Source organism: Acetivibrio clariflavus DSM 19732 (assembly GCF_000237085.1).
Lineage (GTDB): Bacteria > Bacillota > Clostridia > Acetivibrionales > Acetivibrionaceae > Acetivibrio > Acetivibrio clariflavus.
Genome location: NC_016627.1, coordinates 2,871,934 through 2,893,146, shown reverse-complemented (window position 1 = coordinate 2,893,146; position 21,213 = coordinate 2,871,934). Strand labels below are relative to the sequence as shown.

General features: G+C 34.5%; 8 protein-coding genes. 7 read left to right on the top strand and 1 reads right to left on the bottom strand.

Annotation, left to right across the window (positions count from 1 at the left end):
* Positions 1-297 precede the first annotated feature (297 nt).
* The 4 genes from CLOCL_RS12255 to CLOCL_RS12240 all read left to right on the top strand — a co-directional run bounded on the left by CLOCL_RS12255 (position 298) and on the right by CLOCL_RS12240 (position 4,529).
* Positions 298-903 (top strand): hypothetical protein, encoded by a 606-nt coding sequence (locus tag CLOCL_RS12255; protein WP_014255646.1) that lies wholly within the window; start codon positions 298-300, stop codon positions 901-903.
* 431 nt (positions 904-1,334) lie between these two features.
* Positions 1,335-2,711, top strand: a complete 1,377-nt coding sequence (locus CLOCL_RS12250; RefSeq protein WP_014255645.1) for a sugar ABC transporter substrate-binding protein — start codon at positions 1,335-1,337, stop codon at positions 2,709-2,711.
* A gap of 252 nt (positions 2,712-2,963) precedes the next feature.
* Positions 2,964-3,269 (top strand): hypothetical protein, encoded by a 306-nt coding sequence (locus CLOCL_RS12245; protein ID WP_014255644.1) that lies wholly within the window; start codon positions 2,964-2,966, stop codon positions 3,267-3,269.
* Between the two features lie 189 nt (positions 3,270-3,458).
* Complete coding sequence (locus tag CLOCL_RS12240) at positions 3,459-4,529, top strand: N-acetylmuramoyl-L-alanine amidase (RefSeq protein ID WP_014255643.1); 1,071 nt, start codon at positions 3,459-3,461, stop codon at positions 4,527-4,529.
* Positions 4,530-4,721: 192 nt separating this feature from the next.
* Here CLOCL_RS12240 and CLOCL_RS12235 read toward each other — a convergent pair whose 3' ends face one another.
* Positions 4,722-4,934 (bottom strand): hypothetical protein, encoded by a 213-nt coding sequence (locus CLOCL_RS12235; RefSeq protein WP_014255642.1) that lies wholly within the window; start codon positions 4,932-4,934, stop codon positions 4,722-4,724.
* Between the two features lie 321 nt (positions 4,935-5,255).
* Between CLOCL_RS12235 and CLOCL_RS12230 the strand changes: the two genes are divergently transcribed.
* The 3 genes from CLOCL_RS12230 (at position 5,256) to CLOCL_RS12220 (ending at position 20,798) form a co-directional block, all read left to right on the top strand.
* Positions 5,256-7,637, top strand: a complete 2,382-nt coding sequence (locus tag CLOCL_RS12230) for an endonuclease MutS2 (protein ID WP_014255641.1) — start codon at positions 5,256-5,258, stop codon at positions 7,635-7,637.
* 293 nt (positions 7,638-7,930) lie between these two features.
* Positions 7,931-20,053: a Kelch repeat-containing protein gene (locus CLOCL_RS21115; RefSeq protein ID WP_014255640.1), complete on the top strand. Its 12,123-nt coding sequence runs from the start codon at positions 7,931-7,933 to the stop codon at positions 20,051-20,053.
* Positions 20,054-20,087: 34 nt separating this feature from the next.
* Positions 20,088-20,798, top strand: coding sequence for a hypothetical protein (locus CLOCL_RS12220; protein ID WP_014255639.1), 711 nt, complete (start codon positions 20,088-20,090; stop codon positions 20,796-20,798).
* The last annotated feature ends 415 nt before the right edge of the window (positions 20,799-21,213 follow it).

The following is a 21,213-nucleotide window of genomic DNA, read 5'->3' as shown; positions in this document are numbered from 1 at the left end:
AAACTAAGGAATTGAATATTACAAATCGAATATTTTTCATCGGCGAGATTATAAGCAGTTTGAAAACTTTAAAATTAAGCCTTGTAATTTTGATTTCAAAATATTTTGGATAAATTATAGGATAATTGCTTTATAAACCGGACAATTATTTGAAAATGCCTATGGGAATTTTCAAAAGTCTAATGTAAAATAAGTATTGATAATTACTCAAAGTTTAATTTAAATCGATATTTACCCCTAAATATAAAAATAGGGTGTATATATTAAGATAATTCGAAAGGAGTAAGTGCTGGTAAAATGTTTAGAAAAAAGCTGGAAAATTTCTGGTATTATCACAAATATAAAGTAATAATAGCCATATTCGTAATTATAACAATTATTGTGGCGTCAAGCGGTGACTCCGGCGGTGAAGCTGACCTGGAAATCGGATATGTTATTGGAAACAGAGAAGTTATATTGCAGAATTTGGACGAAAATAAGGCTCTTTTTGAGTCATTAATACAGGGAAAAGATAAAGAAAAAGCTGTTGTTTCAATTCTACCGATTACACCTTCACGGCTTGAAGTGGAATTTGTTATAGGTATATCTCAAATTTTTTTGTTGGATAAAGAAACACTTTTGCCGATAATCAACCATCATTTTTTTGAACCGCTTGATTCCTATGTTGACAAGTACAATATTGACCTTAGCGGTTTTCCGGAAGTAAAAGCGGACCCTGACGGGGAAAACAATTACAAAGTATATGCAATTCCGGTGAAAAAATTGGATATGTTTTTGGAAATGGGATTTCCCGAAGATTATTACTTCGCAATAAGACTCCCTAAAGAAAATGATAAAGATGATGTTATGAGAAATAAAAATGCACATATTGTTTTGGAATATATTTTAAAAAATTCCCAATAAAAAGTATATCACATCAGTGATATACTTGTATTTTTCGTATTTTACAGAGTGCTATTCCCATTGGTTCACATAATTGCTTTTCGGATTAAATCAATAGAATAGTTGAAATTTGTTACTATTTGAATTAAGATAAAAATATAGTATTTTTATTTCTTTTTCGATTATTGGAAAATCAAAAAAAGTAAACATATATTATTTATTGTATTTTCGTTCGCTACTGCGTTCTCAATTTTTTATACTTTTACGTAATTAATAATCAATGTTTGTGTAAAATTATAAACTTGTTGTGAATGTACTTTTCGTCCGGTCGCATAATATCCTTGTGAAAGTAGTTTTTATTGATGAAAGATATCAGATTAATTGAACCGTCAGTTTATTTTTACAAACTGATGTCACATTGTTACTATTATATTATGCTGGGAGGATTAGACATGCTTAAAAAGGTAATTACATTTTTTTTGATTTTATCGTTTTTATTTAGTTTTGCTGCATGCAAAAAAGAGACAAAAGAACCGGAACCGCCTGTGTTACCTAATAGCAGCAAGCAACCTCAGGAAAAGGCTATATCGGGCGGTTATTCTGGAAATATTAAGATTTGGATAATGCCCAACAGTTCTTCACCGGAACAAGATTTGTTAAATGTATGTAAGCCTTTTTTGAATGCTAATCCGGAACTAACCATTACTACTACTGTTGTTGACTGGGGAGCTGCATGGAGAAAGCTTACAGCTGCAGCTACAACAGGAGATGCACCTGATATAGCACAACTTGGGACAAGTTGGGTTGGTGCTATTTCCTACATGGATGCCTTGGAAGATTTAACCCATCATATTGATTGGAGCAAATTTCAGGAATCGGTTCTAGACACAACAGGTCTTCTTGGATCCGATAAAAAAACCGCTGTACCGTGGTTTGCCGAGACAAGAGTAATATTCTACAGGAAGGATGCCTGCGAAAGAGCTGGTGTTAATCCTGAGACTGATTTTGCTACCTGGGATAAATTTAAAGAAGCATTGCGGAAATTGAACAATATCGAAATAGACGGAGTAAGATTGCCGGCATTAGGTATGCCCGGAAAAAATGATTGGAATGTCTTGCATAACTTTGCACCGTGGATTTACGGTGCTGGCGGCGAGTTTACATCGGAAGACGGAAAAGAAGTTAAAATTAATTCTCCGGAGGCATTACAGGGAATAAAATTCTATTCGGAACTTGCTTTGGAAGGGCTAATGGATAGAGCTTCACTGGAAAAAAGCACAAACGATGTTGAGGCTGCTTTTGCGAACGGCGCCTATGCAGTTTCGATATTAGGGCCTTGGAATATAGCAACTCTGGAGAAAAATAAGAACGATGGCGTAAATGACCTTATAGATAAAATCGGAGTTGCCTTAATTCCTGAAGGTCCAGCTGGCAGAAAGGCATTTCTGGGCGGAAGCACAATTTCTGTATTCAAGTCGTCGAAAAATAAAGAGGCTTCTATAGCACTTTGCGATTATTTAAGCGATAAGGAAGCGCAGATTGCATACGCTAAAATTACCGGAAACCTTCCTACCAACAAAGAAGCGTATGAAGATCCTTCAATTTCTGACCATAAGTTTCTTAAGGTATTTAAAGAACAAATGAAGTATGCTAAAGCTTATCCGTCAATTGCTTCATGGGGACCTGCGGAAAATTATTTAAAAGAGGGTTTGACCAAAATTTGGGATAATGTTATGGGTATAAATGGTGCATATGATTATGAAGTTACAAAAAAAGCAGTTGATGAGATTGCTGAAAAGATTAATAGTGTAATTGAAGAAACAGAGTAAAATAATTTGCATTACTTTGACAAAAAATTTATTATAGTTTTGATTTAGCAGTAAAATAACTTTCGCTTCAAAATTTACAACATTCGTAGCGGAAGTTATTTTTATTTTAAAAAAATTTTTTCCGGTTGGCTAAATTTCGCATAACCAAAACAGCTTAAGTAAAGGGTAGGGAAATATATTGAAATAAATTACCAATCAATATAAAATATACCTGAGAAATGCAGATATATAAGAAGTGAGGAATGAAAATTTATGCATGAACTTAGTATAAATTATTCTGTTTCTGTTTTCTTTGTGGTTTTATTTTCAGCATCCATTTTAAATTTACTAAAACAGCATTTCATTTTTCAAATTACCGGAATTGCATTTTTGTTTATGTTTCTTATTATAAAAATATCTAAATTATTTGAAACAAATTCAAATATATCATTGGCAGATTTGTATTATTCCATATTACCTATTTTATCTTCAATGGGTGCATGTCTTGTAGCAATGGCACTGGGATTTTGGATATTTCCTCCCATTCGCAGAGCATTAAAGGTTAAAAAAGGCATTTAGATTAGTCATTTCCAAGCTGGTCTATTTTTTATGGCTTAAGTCTAATAATCCCATTTTTCAAAAGAAGATTAAAATTGCATTGGATATCTCAACCTCTGGCCCGTATGTAGCAAAAATTACATAAAGGATAAACATAATACACGTAGAAATACATTATGTAAACAAACCATCAATTTGGGGAGGAGAGCTATGAAGAGGACTTTATTACTGACTTTAATTATCGTTACTTTCTTACTGAACATAACGAATACTTATGCAGCAGGCGAATACTTTTCAGGGGTTTGGGGGGCCATATCCAGTTCTAAAATAGCTGTTAACGGATTAGCCCTCAATATGGAAAGAGAACCAATTTCAATTAATGATCGCCTGGTTGTACCGGTAGCAACTGTTTTTTCGCAATTTGGTGCCAAAGTGGAATGGAATGAACTAAGAAACAGACTGGTTATTACTAAAGGCAATGATAATATAATAATGTATATTGGTTATATCAATTGTTATGTAAATGGAGAAATAAAGAGAATGGAATCGCCGGCTGTACTGTACAACGGCACTGTTATGGTTCCTGTTAGATTTGTTGCTGAATCCTTTAATATCCCGGTAGGCTGGAGCCAAAAGACATCTACAGTGTATTTGGGGGAAATGCCTGAAGAAGTAAAGGAAGAAATACCTGCAAGTGGCGGCGGTTATTCCGGTGTAAAGGGACGAATTGTTGTAATTGATGCCGGACACGGCGGAACGCAATCAGGAGCAGTATATGGTGGGGTAAAGGAAAAGGATTTAAACCTCAGCATTGCAAAAAAATTGAATGAAAAACTGAAAGAGTTGGGAATCGTAACTTATATGACGAGGACCAGTGATTCCACTTTGAGTTTATATGCAAGATCCGATCTTGCAAATAGTAAAAATGCCGATTTACTCATTAGCGTTCATAACAACGCAGGGGCGTCAAGCGTTACCGGTAGTATGTCATTGTATTATCCGAGTGCATCTAAGACAAAAGGCAAATTGACCTCCTATGAGTTTGCGAGGATTGTACAGAAAAATTTGGTAAGTACTTTAGGAACCAGGGACTTAGGCATTATTGAACGTCCTGGACTGGCTGTTCTAAGAACTGCCAACATGCCGGCAGTAATTGCGGAAATAGGTTATATGTCCAACAATTCAGAACTCAACAAGCTAAAGACATCCGCTTATCAAGATAAGGCTGCTGAAGCACTGAAAAAAGCTATTGTGGAAAGCCTTGAGAAAATGTATAAATAGCATAAAAATTTTCAGCTTCATCTAACCGACACCAAAATCAGGTGTCGGTTAATTTAATGTCAAAAAAGTCATTATGTACTTTGTAAAGAAAAAAAGAAGCCCATCGTTTTATGTTTTATAAAAATAACAGATTAATAGATTTTTACTTGAGACAAGGAAAAAAACTCAGGTAAAAAATGCAAAACTCTGAAATTACTGCAGCATATACATGAAACTTGTTATGTTTTCATGCAGGATATCCGGATCCAATCTGCCGTTTTTAGCATCTTCAAATAGATTTTCGTAAGCTTCCAACGCCTTTTTTATATGTTGTTTTTTTTCATAACTCCAGTTGGGATTATTCTGGAACTCTCTGATATCATCAATATATTCCCTGATGATTTCAAGGGTTTTTTCACTGGTCACTATCAAAACCTCCCTGTAAAACCGGTATTGTTATATTAAAGTCTTTTACTCCGACAAAAGCTTTTGTCTTTTATAATAGAATTTTCTCCGGAGCAAAAATTTATGCTTAAAAATAATTTCCAGTTATGTGACAAAATTGTTTTAATCGTTAATTGAAATGATATTTGCAATGTGATATATTGTAATACTATAGTTGGGAGCGTTATAAGTTTTAATTATTTATTTGCTGCATTTATGCTATAATATTATGAAAAAAGTATTATGTGTAATTTTCTGCGTTAAAACTATTTAGAATAACCATTGGGAAAGGTAATTGCATATATGAATGAGAAAACGATAAGAATTTTGGAATATAACAAAATAATAGACAAACTGGTATCCCTTACAGCATCAACTCTTGGTGCCGATTTGGCAAGGCAGCTTGTGCCGGATAATGACATTGAAAAAGTTAAGATAAATTTGAAGGAAACCAGCGATGGCGTAAACTTTATATCAAGGAGAGGAAGTCCGCCGTTAGGAGGTATCCACGATATAAGGGACAGCGTTAGAAGAGCTGAGATAGGTTCAATGCTAAATCCGGGAGAATTGATGAGGATTGCAAATGTATTGCGTGCTGTCAGGAACTTAAAAAACTATTCCAACAGTGCCAATGTTAAAGAAGGTGAAGACAATATTGTCGGTGAATTGATTGAATGTCTTGAAGCTGCTAAAAGAATTGAAGACAAAATTAATCTTTGTATTGTGAGCGAAGAGGAAATATCCGATAATGCAAGTCCTGCACTAGGAAGCATAAGAAGGCAGATACGCCATGCACAGAATTCAATAAAGGATAAGCTGAATGAGCTGATTAGGTCTCCCAAATATCAGAAATACATGCAAGAACCGATAGTTACCATGAGGGGCGAGCGGTATGTAATTCCTGTCAAGCAGGAATACAGAACTGAAGTACCCGGCCTTATACATGACTCGTCAGCAAGCGGGGCAACACTTTTTATAGAACCTATGGCTGTTGTAGAGGCCAATAATGCTATCAGGGAATTGAAAATTAAGGAAGAGGCAGAGATTGAAAGGATTCTTCGGGAATTGTCCTGTGATGTGGCCGAGATAGCTGTTGAGCTTAATACTAATATTAACCTGTTGGCAAAGCTTGACTTTATTTTTGCTAAAGCGAAGTTGAGCCTTGAGTACAACTGTGTTTGCCCTAAGCTGAACAATGAAGGAAAAATCATAATCAAAAAGGGAAGACATCCATTGCTTGTTCCCAAAACTGTTGTACCTATAGATTTTTGGATAGGAGAAGATTTCCACACCCTTGTTGTCACAGGGCCTAATACCGGAGGAAAGACAGTAACCCTTAAAACTGTAGGACTGTTTACACTTATGGCACAAGCGGGTCTCCATATCCCTGCCGGCGAAGGAACGGTACTAAGTGTTTTTAACAAGGTTTTTGCGGATATCGGGGATGAGCAAAGTATTGAACAAAGTTTAAGTACTTTTTCATCTCATATGAAAAATATTGTAAACATATTGGAAAATATAGATGATAGAACTCTTGTCCTTTTTGATGAATTGGGAGCCGGTACTGATCCCACTGAAGGTGCTGCATTGGCAATGGCAATATTGGAACATCTGAAGGATAGGGGATGTACTGTTGTAGCCACTACCCATTATAGCCAGCTCAAAGTTTATGCGGTTACTACACCTTATGTTGAGAATGCCTGCTGTGAGTTTGATGTTGAAACTTTAAAACCAACCTATAAACTTTTAATAGGTGTACCGGGCAGAAGTAATGCCTTTGCAATTTCAAAGAGGTTAGGACTTACTGATTCGGTAATTGAACGGGCAAAGAGTTATTTGACAAGTGAAGAAATCAAGTTTGAAGATATGCTTTTGAACATTGAAAAGAATCTAAATCAATCGGAGAACGAAAAATTACAGGCACAGCTTTTAAAACAAGAAGCAGAAAAAATAAAAAGTGAAATGGAAAATGAAAAGAGGAAATTAGAAGAGAAAAAGGAGAAGATTTTAAGGGAAGCAAGGGAAGAGGCCAGAAAGCTGCTGCTCAATGCAAAACATGAAGCAGATAATATACTTTCCGAAATGAGAAGAATTCAAAAGGAAAGGGAAAATATACAAAGTCAGAAGGCTGCCGAAGAAATGAGACTTAAACTCAAAAGCAATATAGATACCATAGAGGATGCTTTGAGTAAATCTGTTATGCCTAAAAACACCCTTGTAAAACCTCCTAAAAATCTTAAGCCCGGAGACAGCGTGTTAATTGTAAATCTGAATCAGAGGGGAACAGTTATAACACCTCCTGACAGAGACGGTGAGGCAATTGTTCAGGTTGGAATTATGAAAATAAATGTGCATATTACCAATTTGAAATTGGTTGACGAGCAGAAGGAACAGATATACAAAACAGGGGTAGGAGAAATAAGTGTTTCTAAGGCAAAAAATATCAGCAGTGAGATAGATGTAAGAGGTATGCCGCTTGATGATGCACTAGAAGCTATTGATAAGTACTTAGATGATGTAGTTATATCCGGACTTCCCGAAATATGTATAATACACGGTAAAGGTACCGGGATTTTGAGGAACGGAATACACCAATATCTAAAAAGCAATAAAAGGGTAAGCTCTTATAGGCTTGGAAAATATGGGGAGGGGGAAGATGGAGTTACCATCGTCCAACTTAAATAAAAGTTTCCATGATTTAGAGTGTTATAACATGTTAAACACAAAATAGTAATGTTTGGAAAGTAGAACATACTAAAGTATTGACTTTTGGCAAATAAAGTTATATTTTATAATTAATTCGACAAACTGTTAATATATATGAAAAGACTCGTAGGCCAGTAGATGCGAGTCTTTTCTTTTTTGTATTTACAACTGTAAATTTTTTTGGTAAACTTTTGTGGGTAAAATTAACATCATATCTAAAACAAGTTTTTCAAAATATATAAAATTGTATTTGTGAGGGGAGAAAGAGTTTGATGTCAAGGAAGAAAAGAATTGTATCATCAATCATTTCATGTTTTTTTGCTGTTCAAATTTTAACATCAAGTGTATTTAACCCTTTTGGTGTCAGCAAAGCAGAAGCAGCAAATCAAGAGTATAACGGGGAGATATTGTCTTCAAAGGCAGTCTTAGAGGATATTGTTCCACAGGCCGAAGAAAAAAATATATTAACAACTGAGTCTTGCCTTATAGACGATAATAAAAGTGAAGCTGTAAACGAAAAGACAATTGAGTCTAAAAATAACCAAGGTGAGACAACTGACCAGATAATTAATCCTTTAATAGTTGAAAATGATGCAAAAGTTGAACAGAATGCCAATAGCATGAATTATGAACAGCTAGAAAATGATGATATGATGTCCTCAAGTGATTCTTTACTCGATTTTAATGGTAGTGATAGCAGTATATCAAATGATAAAATGGATACCGATATCGAATGGGATATAAATGATATTGCTGATGAAATGCAGCCTATAGAGTTTCAGGAAACGGATGCTCTTTATGAAGATGAAAATGTAATACCTACAATCGACGAAATGTCCACAACTATACTTGCTGAAGATACAGAAAAACCATCAACACCGCAAAACTTGGTAGCTGAAGCAACAGACAAAAAAATTACTCTTACTTGGGAAGCAGCAACGGATAATATAGGTGTGGCAGGCTATAATGTTTATCGCAATAACGAGCTGATAGGGACTACTTATGTAGCAACTTTTGTTGATGACAACAATGGAGAAGGATTAGTACCAGGGGAAGAGTATGAATATAGTGTTGAAGCTTTTGATGAAGCAGGAAATTGCTCCGATAAAGTTTCTATCAAGGTAGCTACTCTTTTAAATGAAATTTCTAGTTTTAAAGTAATAGAGAATATATTGAATGAGGATGGTACCGCATCAATAACTATTGCATGGAATAAAGTAAACAATGCTAAAAAATATGTAGTATGTGTAGATGATATTTTTACATACAATGTTTCAAAAGAATTTTCATCCTTTACGCATAGAGACCTTATCAAAAATACCCAACATTCTTACAAAGTTTATGTAGAGTATTTAAATGGAAAAAAGAGTGCATGGAGTGAAACTATAAGGGTAATAAGTGCACCACAAAAACCAATTGAGGTTAATGCAGAACTGGATAGTAGTGATTTGGCTTGTGCAGAAATAATTTGGAAAGCTGTAGATGGTGCTAGCAAGTACCAAGTTTTATTAAATGGTGCCAATTATGCTGTAGTTGAAGCATTGCCTCGAGAGGAAATATCATATTTTATTAATGGATTAAGTACTAATAGAGATTATCTATGTGAGATAATAGCTTTAGATTCAAATAATAATGATATGGGCAATAGTGGAAGGATTTTAATTAATACAGGTGAGGCTACTATTACCAAAAGTGAAGTATTATATGAAAATAGAGTATATGGAAATTTGATAATTAAAGCAGGAACAATTGCACTTGGTATGAATGATTACAAAATAACAGTTAAAGGTAATTGTACTGTTGAAAAGGGAACTATTGACTTTAGTGAAGGAGAATTGAAGATTGAAGGTAATTGTATTTTTAAAGGTGGGAATTTAAGATTAAATAGATGTAGATTAACAGTTGAAGGTGATTTAATACATAGTAACGGAAATATATATGTAGGAAAGGGAGAAATTCTGATTAAGGGTAATTATAATGCAACAAATAGTGGAATAATGTATATGGAAAATGAAGAGGACTATGTGTGTGTTGAAGGTGATTTTTATATTGCAACAACTAGTCATAAAAATAATTGGATAGCAGGGGTTCTGGAGGTAAAAGGTGATTTCACACAGGAACGAAATCCCTCAAATGGTTCTACGAATAATTTTGTAGCTCAGGGATCGCATAAGACAATATTAAGTGGATTAAAAGAGCAAGTTGTAAAATTTTCAAGCATTTATTCATGCTTTAATATCTTGGAAGTTAAGGGGACAGATAATTATGTTAGATTTGATTCTGCAATATCTGTAAATACCTTTATATGTGAAAGAACTATAAATTCAAATTTAGAATTGATCAGAATTGTTAATCCACTTGAAAGCGATATAAAAATAAATGGAGATTTAATAATTAATTACAGCGGTGTTAAATTAAATGCAAATGGTCACAAAATAACAGTTGAAGGTGATTTAATACATAGTAACGGAAATATATATGTAGGAAAAGGGGAAATTTTGATAAAAGGTAATTACAATTCAACAAAAAATGGAATAATGTATATGGTAAATGAAGAGGACTATGTGTGCGTTGAAGGTGATTTTTATATTGCAACAACTAGTCATAAAGATAATTGGATAGCAGGGGTTCTGGAGGTAAAAGGTGATTTCACACAGGAACGAAATCCCTCAAATGGTTCTACGAATAATTTTGTAGCTAAGGGATCGCATAAGACAATATTAAGTGGATTAAAAGAGCAAGTTGTAAAATTTTCGAATACTTCTTCATACTTCAACATTTTGGAAGTTAAGGGGACGGATAATTATGTTAGATTTGATTCTGTAATATCTGTAAATACCTTTATATGTCAAAGAACTATAAATTCAAATTTAAAGCTGAAAAAGATTATTAATCCTCTTGAAGGAAGCTTAATAGTGAATGGAGATCTTACAATTGATGATGCTAATAGTGTTTTTGATATTAATGGGCACACTGTCCTAATTAATGGAAATATGAATATGAAGATAGTCAAAAAAGTTAATATCAACAATGGAGAATTGATAGTAAAAGGAAATTTATTGCAGGAAACTGGCGAACTTTATGTAAATAAAGGGAAACTTTTGATAAATGGAGATTATATAATACCAAATGGATCTGCAAAACTCTATATGGTATATGAAGAAGATTATGTATTCGTAAGAAAAAATTTTAAGATTCAGGCATCTAGAAATGATAATCTTACAGCAGGTGTATTGGAAGTACAAGGTGATTTTATTCAAAGAGATTATCTTTATGGAATGAGCGATCCATGGAATCCATCGTCTTCTTATCATTTAGAAGATACTTTTATAGCATCAGGAACGCATAAAGTACTACTGAGTGGAGAGAAAACTCAAATAATTGATTTTGAAAGTCCGATTCCTAATTCAAGTAGTAGCAGTAATAAACTAAGTAGGTTTAATATACTTATAATTAATAAGCCTATTGAATATGGATATATGATATTAAGTAAGGATAAACCGACAACTTCAACACCGTGGAGAAAATTAGAAATTATCTACACAAACTCTAATCCACTCCCGGGAACCACAATCACAAAACCAAGCCTGATTCCTCCAAGGGAAGGTTTGGGGATGGCAGAAGTAAACGGACGGATATATGCCTTTGGAGGAAAAACCGACGACAACGAATACCTAAATACTGTAAGCGAATATGATTACATAGCGGATAAATGGACAGAATACATAGATGACCCAGATAAACAGATGCTGACAGGCAAAAGCAATTTTGCCATAGCTGCAACCGACAACGATATTTACATATTTGGCGGATTTGACGGAACAAACTACTTCAACACCGTTGAAAGGTATAATCCGGCCATAGGTGAATTTATATTCAGAGATTCAATTCCACCAATGCCGACAGCTAGAAGTGAAGCAAAGGCAGTATTAATAGACAACAAGATTTATGTAGTTGGTGGAATTAACGAAACCGGTTTCTTAAACACCATTGAAGTCTACGATATAGAAAACAACACATGGACAACCCTTACCGACAATACCAATATACCCCGTGCCGATTTCGGTATGGCTACTTATGGGAAGAAAATTTACATATTTGGTGGATACAATGAAAACGGTATTCTTGACATTGTTGAAGAATATGACACAACTACCGGTATTTGCACGGAAAAAACTTCACTGCCAATAAAGACCAGAGGTTTGCAGGCATTGAGCATAGACGGAAAAATATATCTGTTCTGCGGTACAACCTTTGACGGGACAACAACAAAGGTGACTAATGCCGTTGACCGATATGACCCGCAAACCAACACTTACTTAAGTATCGAAGCGGACAAAGATCCAAATGACAACATAGTCAGATTAAGACCGTTGCAGTATGCAAGAACATCTTTTGGTGCTGTTGCTGCTTTCGGAAGAGCATTTATTGCTGCCGGAAACGATGGTACAAAATGCATAGGTGCTGCCGGTGAATATGTGGTCAATCAAATAAAAGGTACAACCTTCGGGGCTGACTATAACGGAACAGAAGGAAGAGGAACTCAGTATGATTCTAATGGTGCAAACGTGCTTACCGGTAATTATTTGACCCAATCAGTGGATATTAGTCTTGAAGGGCCTTATATGAATGTTGAGGTTGTGAGAAGTTACAATTCAAGCGATGCAGACACAGAAGACGAATTGGTGATTGGAAATGGCTGGCGCATGAGCTTTGAGACCTTTATAAAAAAAGTGGACTCCAATACTTATAGGGTAAAAGCCTCCAGTTTGAATTTAAGAAAAGCACCAAGTAATATCGGAGATGCATACCCCACTGACTGGCCAATTATCCGAGGAATTGCCAACGGAACAATTTTGAGGCATACAGGAAGAGTAATTAATTGGCCCGGTCATTCCGATTGGTATGAGGTAATAACTCCTAACAATCAAACAGGTTGGGTATGCGCATACTATTTGGAAAAAGTCCCTGGAATTGAAGTCACCTATCCTACCGGTACAAAAATTGTGTTTACAGCTGACGGTGCAAACTACAAAGCTCCGGTGGGATGTTTCGATGAATTAACTAAGACAACTGTAGATGGTATATCAATGTACAAACTTAAGAAAAAAGATCAAACGGTATATTTATATTATGCCGATACAGGAAAACTTGCCTATCAGGAAGACAGATACGGAAACAGAATTAAATTCTATTATGAAAACGGCAAGCTTAAAAAGATATTTGATTGCGATGCAACAGGTAATGAAATCGGAAGAACACTTACATTGGAATATGAAGGCGGAAAGCTGAAAAGTATCAGTGACAAAGCAGGAAGAAGCGTTACTTATAGTTACACTGATGGTAAGCTTACCTCTGTAAAAAATCTGAATGACAAAGTAACTAAATATGAATATTATAACGAAGGCGAAGGTTCAAAAAATAAAATTAAAACTATAAAAAAGGTTGATGACAACAATAATGAAATAGCTCTTTACACAAATTTCTATGATGGATTGGGTAGAATTATCAAACAGGTGGACAGCAATAATAAGGCATCCTATTATCTATATACGGACTTAAGCATAGATGATACATCGGAGATGACAACAAACGGTCTTGAAGTAAGCCGTCAGTACTACAACAGAAGAGGGGATTTGACAAAAGAGATATATAATATAAATTTCCCTGACAGGCCTATAAGAGTTATTGACCCGATAGAAAAGGTGACTGAAACGAAATATTATCTGTTATCAGGCAATAACTATGTGGATACAACTTATTTTACCGACCAGATGCTCAGAAAAGAAGAAAACAGAAAGTTATGGGAAAACAATCTGCCGCAGAAATTTGAAACAGCAGAGATTATAGAAACAGAAAATGGAAAGAAGGCAGTAAATAAGACAATTATTGAGACTGATGAAAAATCAAACGTAATATTAGTAAAAAATCCCGACGATACTGTTAAACGTTATAAATACTATGAAAACGGCGATCTTCAATATGTGATTGATGAAATGAATTACCTGACCTATTATTACTATGAAACTTTAGGCAATGATATAAAAAGACTTAAGAATATAATCAAGCCGGTGCTACCTGTTGACCCTGAAAATCCAATAAAAAATGTAACAGATGTAAGTATTTTTGACAAAGATAAAACTGCTATAACTACTTACGAGTATGAAGACACAAAAATAAAGAGTTTAGTGAAAAAAATAATAAATCCAAACGGCACATATACAGAGTATGAGTATTATGACAACGGAATGCTGAAATCTTCATCAAATGGCATAAATACATTGCAATATACCTATGACAATTGTTTCAGAGTTGAAAGTGAAACAACAGATTTGGGAAATAAGACCATCTATGAATATGACAAAATGAATAACATTACGAAAATTACAAGGATAGCCGACGGTGAGGAACCTAGCATCACCAGAATGTTTTACGATTATGATGGCCGCAAGAAACAAGAGATAAATTCTCTAATGTATGATCCTGCATACGACAATGGAACAGGTTACAGCGGCACGGTGTCGGATTTATATGACTACGATGCTTATGGCAGACTTTTGAAACATACTCAATATGTTAAAAATGTAGATGGCTCGGTAAATAGCTATGTATACAGCTATACCTATGATGGGGAAGGAAATCTTGAAAAAGAAATCAACCCATCCGGTGGTACCTATGTCTATAACTATGATGGATTGGGAAGGGTTACAGCAATATATTTTGGTTCTACTCTTTTAGAGAAGTACACATATAATGAATATGTTAATCTGGATAATGGTACTTATGGAACTGAGAAAGTACAAACCAAATATTTATCAAGCTATAAGGAAAATAATCAAACAAAATATAAAACAGCCGATACAAAATACCTGATGGATTATGCCGGAAGGATAGTAAAAGTTACAAATCCGACCGAGGGAGATGTTGAAGAGTTTACCAAAACAGAGTACTACAAGGATGGAAAAGTAAGAAAAGTTACAGACCCAAGGGGTAATAGTACCTACTACACATATAACAAATATGACAGTACAAACCCCGGAATGGTTTATGATGAAAAATTTGTACCTGTAACTGAAGTAAACGGCAATATAAAATATTCCTATTCAAAAACTACATATGATTTAAGTGGAAGAAAAGTTGCCGAAACTACTTACGCCGATCTTGTTGAAATAACAGAGGGAGACGACGGCAAAATAAGTATAAAAGTAAAGGACGAAAGTACTGAAGTTCGGTACATTGAAACTAAATATGAGTATTATGACAACAATAAGGTAAAGAGAATAAGCTCTTACGGTGTAGATACTGCAAACACTCCTATTAAGAGTACCATGGAAAAAGTTACAGAGTACAGATATGACAAGGACGGAAATCTGGTAGAAGAAAAGGCAATTTTTGATTCAGACAAGCAAAATATAAATGTATATCTGGATTACAACATGTATGGTAAACCTCAGAAGACTGCTGTGCTCATCAGCAATGAAGATTTGGAAAAAGACTTGTATGTTAACGAAAGAGAAAAAATAACTGCATACAGCGATTTGTTTACTGAAAGTACAAAAAATGAGAATTACGGATATAATCCGGATTATGAGAACTACAGCGCAATAGTCACTACCTACACTAATTTTGATAAGGCTGGAAATCCAGGAACAGTAATTAGTCCAAATACACAAACAGTAAAATACTATTACGATAGTCTGGGTCGTGTAGGAAAGCAAACTGTAAATGACAAAGATATAAGCGATATAAATGGCTCCGGCTTTGAAACGACGATTGAGAAGATCATGACTTATAACTGGGAGGGTAAGGTAACCGGTACAAGTGTTTATGCGCATAACGAAACCGGAAGGAAATTACTTTCAAGCGAGCAAAACCAATATAACAGCCGTGGTTTGTTGGAAAAGACCATTCAAAAAGGTATTACCACAAAAGAATTTAACCGTAATACCAATAAAGAAACAGTAAAAACCCAGGATTTAACCACAGCCTATGAATATGATTTGGCAGGAAGAGTAGTTGCTGAGGTAACGCCTGAGAATTATGTAGGATACAAAGATGGACAAGGACTTCTGGCAACAGGTACAACTAACAAGATAGAGTATATATATGATAAGCAGGGAAGGCTTATTTTAAAGGCATTCCGTGGTAAAATCAAAAACTACAATGGAAGTACCGGTAATTTTAATGAAAACGAAAGATACATTGTAATTGAGGCATATAAATATGATGCCAACGGAAATGTAATAAAAAAGGTTGATGGTGAGGCATATAATAAGGCTTATGAGGATGCTGTAAATCAACAGAAATCAGTAGCTGTTGAAGATTTAATCAATGATGCCTATGGTGTAGAGTATACCTATAACCTTGCAAACCAATTGGAAACCGTTAAGAATCCTGAATTTACAGGAGCTAACGGTATGAATTTCAATCGGAAATACAGTTATGACGGTCTGGGAAGAGTAGTTGGTGAAACGACAGCCCATGGATTGAATAAAACGTTGATAATTGAAAATGTGAACACACCAGTACAGGTGTCCGGCTTGTATTACAGCATTACAAAATACCTCTATGATGATGTAAACAGAAAATTGGATGTAATGGTTATAGATAACGTGGACAACCCGATCTATACCGAATATAGGCTAAAGACTGAATATTATGACTATGCAGGAAATATTAAGAAAGAAGCAGATGCAAACGGAAATGAGACATCCTATGAGTATAACAGTCTTGGATTGCAAAGGAGTGTAACTTATCCGGGAGATTCATCAATACCTACTAATACTGTAGTGTATAAGTATGACTCAATGGGTAACTTACGCTATCAAAAAGACAGTGTCGGAAATGTAAAAGAATATAAATACGACCTCTTTGGCCGTGTATTGAGCGAAAAGGTATATGGCACAGAAGAGGAAGATGCCAATGAAACAGAGGTACGTTATTGGTATGATCTGTATGGAAACGTTAAGTACAAGATAGATGCCAATAATACCGTTACAAAATATGAATATGATGAGTTGGGAAGACTTACAAGAAGTGTAGTGGATAATGTTAAATTAATAGATCCTGCTACAGGAGTTGACAGTACAACCCGTACATCAACCCATGAAACATTAAAATACTACGATAAAAACGGCAATGTACTACATGAAGTTACAAAAGTAACGGAAAAAGATACTGTCAGCAACACTGCAAAGTCATCTTACAGCGTGAATTCCTATGAATACGATGGCATGGGAAGACTTGTGAGCAAAATTGATCCTGTGGGAAATGTAATTGAAAAAATAAACTACAACAGAAACAGTGCTCAAATTGAGTCCTATGACGGAGAAGACCATAAAAAGATATTTGAATACAATAAAGACGGAAAATTAATTGTGACAAAACAAAGAAATGAATCGGGAGAATATATAGTAAAACAGCAGTACTATGATGCAAGAGGCAATGTTGCCTATGTTATAGATGGAAGAGAAAATATTACGGTATACAACTATGATGAGCAAGACAATTTAACCGGTGTAAGTTCCTATGCAAAAGTAAAGGAAGGGGTATACAAACTAACCGATACCACAAGATATATCTATGACAAAAACGGAAATATGAAGAGCCAGGAAATTAATGGAATCGAAACAAATAAATTCAATTACAATGCGAGAAACCTGGTAATGGAAAAAGAATATCCCGGAACATCAAATAATATTGTAAGTTATTACTACTATGCCGATGGAAATGTAAAAGAGGTAATTGACAGGAAAAACATTAAAACTCAATACAAATACAACCCACAAGGCTTAGTTGTAGAAGAAAAAGCAGTACAGATAGGAGCTAACGGAACAGAACAAAGCTATACTAAGAAAAACTATGAATATGACGCTGTCGGAAATCAATTGAAGTCAATATTGACATCTTCCACAACCACTGAAGTAGTAGAAAGAACTTATGATGAACTGGGCAGAGTAAAGACAAAAGGTGTTTCAAATGTAGAAGGAAAGATACTGTACATATATGACATTGTAACAAGCGATGGACTAACAGCAGAGACTTCCATTGACCAGAAGAACAATATAACCACAAAAGTATATGATAAAGCCGGAAGGCTAGCCTTTGTGAAAAACGGTGATATCAACGCAGAAAATATAGCAGAATACGACTATTACAAAAACGGAGCAGCAAAGAGTGTAATTTATGCCGGTGGTGCAAGGGAAGACTATATATATTATCCGGACGGAAGACTTGAATCCCTTGTAAATACCGACAATAAAGGTGTAGCCTTTGAAAGCTATGTATATACCTATGATGCAAATGGCAATATGCTTTCAAAAGAAGATAAAAAAGGAATAACGACTTATACCTATGACAATCTCAACCGCTTGAAGACAGTGGATGAGAAATATAGCGGAAAAGTTACTGAGTATACCTATGATAAGTTAGGAAATAGAAGTACGGCAACAATAAAAGAAAATGGTATAATAATAGAAGAAGTTTATAATTATAACCTTGAATTAAATCAATTAAAGTCTGTAATTACAAAGAAAAACGGAGTAGCAATTTCAACAACAAATTATGAGTATGATGCAAACGGTAATCTGACAAGCTCAGTTACAGACGGAGAGAAAACTACATATGCTTACGATGAATTTAACCAGCTTATAAATGCAGATGGTGCAAAATATGGCTATAATGCAGAAGGCTACAGAGTAAGCAAGAATGTAAATGGTTCTTTGACAAGATATATATATGAATATGACAAGGTAGTGTTGGAGGTCAATGCTGCCGGAAACCAAGTGGGCAGAAATATTTACGGCATCAATCTGCTAATGAGAACTGTTGATAGTGAGTCATACTACTACATGTACAACGGACATGCCGATGTAACCGCATTGATTAATGCTGCAACTTGTAATATTGATGCTACCTACTACTATGATGCATTTGGTAATATAACAGAATCAACTGGTGCTGCTAAGGATAAGAACTCAATATTATATTCAGGCTATCAATACGATTCTGAAACAGGATTGTATTATCTCAATGCCAGAATGTATGACCCTAAAGTAGCAAGGTTCTTGCAGGAAGACACGTATACCGGTGATCCTAATGATCCGTTGAGTCTAAACCTGTATACATATTGTGCCAATAATCCATTGATATACTATGATCCAACAGGACATTTCAATGTCTTTAGTAGAGAAGAATGGAAGAAATTTGCAAGCGATGCAAAAGAAGTAGTTATTGGTATAGCTGATGGAACAATGAGATATGTTTCAGGCAATACTTACCAATCTGTTGGTGATTTTGTAAATGATGTTAATTGGGCTTATAATAATAGCGAATATTTAGCTAGTGGAACAGTATCTTATGTCTCTGAAACAGCTTCTAACATAAAGCAAGGAACTATTAACTTTGCTAATGATGTAAAGTGGGCTTATAATAATAGAGATATAGTTGCCGAAACTATAAACGAAGGGGTTCAGCAGTTCAAAACTGATGTCCAATGGGCAATAAATAATAGAGATATAGTAGCTCAAACGACCAGTGAAATGGCTACACAAGCAATAAATGACTTCAATAGTAAGAGCTTAAGAGAAAAAACAGCTTTTATTACAGATGTCACTCTTAATGTTGCATCATTTATAGGAGCTCCTGAAGCAGCCGCAGCAAAATTAACTCAGATAAGAAAAGTCGATAAGATGGCTGAGGCAATTAATTTAATAGACAAATTATATGATGCTGGGGCAGGAATGAAACGGCTTGATAAAGCGTTAGATGCTACTAACTTAATGGACGACTTATATGATGTTGGAAAAGGAATGAAAAAACTAGATAAGGTATTAGACAGTAGCAAATTAGATAATTGGATTGAACCTGCTGGCTCACTTGGTGCTATGAGAAATCCTCGCCTTGCTAAATATGGTGAGCCTGGACAAAGAGATGCCTTATTAAATGCTGTTAGAAAAACGAATTATATTAGGGCAGATGGTACTATCAATAAAGCTGCTCTTCAAGAAGCTAAAGGAGTCGTTTATGCTCAAAGAGAGATGAAAAGATTGGGATATTCACTCCAAGATGTTTCTTTACATTACAAAGGCAATCAGGGGCTTGATCTTATATTCTCAAACGGTACTAAGTATGCAGTTGTTGAGGCTAAACATGGTAGGTACTTATCATTGCTAAAAAAAGATATCAATAAACTACGCCAAGGCTCTTTACGTTATAATATAGACAGACTAGAAAAGTATTTAGACTTTGGCGATGGTATACATAATGATTTAGTTAACCAACTATTACTTGAAGCTTATGCAGGTAATCTAGAGAGCTTTGCAAGTCTTTATAGATCAGAAAGACTCTTCGAATTACCTTTAGGTTGGCCAAGAGTAAAAGCTATTAAAAAATAATGATAAATATATTATTGGAAAGAGGGAAAAATATATGGCAATGACTCCTATAGAAATGATAGATTCTTTGGAAACAAGATTTGAAAACAGTCAAAATGGTATTATTATTGGTAAACAAAAAGGAGAATTTCACCTTGTTTCAGTTAACTATTGGCAGAGCTTTAAATGTAGGGTGATGCAGGGATTAATATCTTGGAGAATAAAAACTGGAAGTCCGGTACAATATTTTTCAGATGCAATAAATGTAGCAAATACAGCTATAGAAGATTTAATGTCTTTAGGCTCTGAGAATATTTCAGATGACTTTTTTATTGAAATTGCTTCTAGTATAGCATTCTTAATTAACAAACCTTTTGAATTTCCTCAGTATAGCTTAGAGGGTGAAGAGTTTTACAGATTGCTAAACTTTGAATTAGCTAAAAGTCTTATGGGCAAACATAACAAGGATGAATGGGATAATATTTTAAATAACTTAAAACCAAATAAACGAATAAACTTATGTATTCAAACTTATAAGATTTACAGTCAACTTTTATTTAATAAAGACGTTAATAAAACTAATGATCTAGTTAAGCATGCAGAAGACTTATTTCTTAAACGTAAAAATGACTCTTTCTATAGTGGTGGCGAAGGAATAGAAGGAGGTGGTCTTTATAATGATGTTACGGTAGATTACCGTCTTGCAGCTATATTAAAATTTATAGCATATGATGGAGAATCTATACATAAGTGGATTTGGGATTGAAAAAATTAATATTAACTTTGAACAGGCGAAAAACTAAATTCGTGGTGTCGACTTCAAAATTTTTATATGGATCAATTAGTACAATATAAGTCATGTGTTGATACGACTTTTAGATAAAATTGAAAACTAAAATTCTCCAAGAATAATTAAGAATTATTGTTTTATATCCATAAAAAAAGCCTATAGAATTTAGAAAATAGAAGTTATAGTTAGGAAATTTTTTGATAAACACATATGCTTATGGCTCATATTTGCATTATAAAATTTGATCTTTGTCAATATGAGTCGGAATGGATCCATATTTTAATCACTTAATGCACGTGAAGGAACTTGATTGACATCCATTTCATGGAAAGACAGAATTAATGGCATTGCCTCAGTTAGAGTTTGGGTTTTTTACTGGAGTATATGTAGA

What these genes read in the sequence shown, in the direction of transcription:
- CLOCL_RS12250 (WP_014255645.1), top strand. Translation starts at nt 1,335, where the DNA reads ATGCTTAAAAAGGTAATTACATTTTTTTTGATTTTATCGTTTTTATTT.
- CLOCL_RS21115 (WP_014255640.1), top strand. Translation starts at nt 7,931, where the DNA reads ATGTCAAGGAAGAAAAGAATTGTATCATCAATCATTTCATGTTTTTTT.
- CLOCL_RS12230 (WP_014255641.1), top strand. Translation starts at nt 5,256, where the DNA reads ATGAATGAGAAAACGATAAGAATTTTGGAATATAACAAAATAATAGAC.
- CLOCL_RS12220 (WP_014255639.1), top strand. Translation starts at nt 20,088, where the DNA reads ATGGCAATGACTCCTATAGAAATGATAGATTCTTTGGAAACAAGATTT.
- CLOCL_RS12240 (WP_014255643.1), top strand. Translation starts at nt 3,459, where the DNA reads ATGAAGAGGACTTTATTACTGACTTTAATTATCGTTACTTTCTTACTG.
- CLOCL_RS12255 (WP_014255646.1), top strand. Translation starts at nt 298, where the DNA reads ATGTTTAGAAAAAAGCTGGAAAATTTCTGGTATTATCACAAATATAAA.
- CLOCL_RS12245 (WP_014255644.1), top strand. Translation starts at nt 2,964, where the DNA reads ATGCATGAACTTAGTATAAATTATTCTGTTTCTGTTTTCTTTGTGGTT.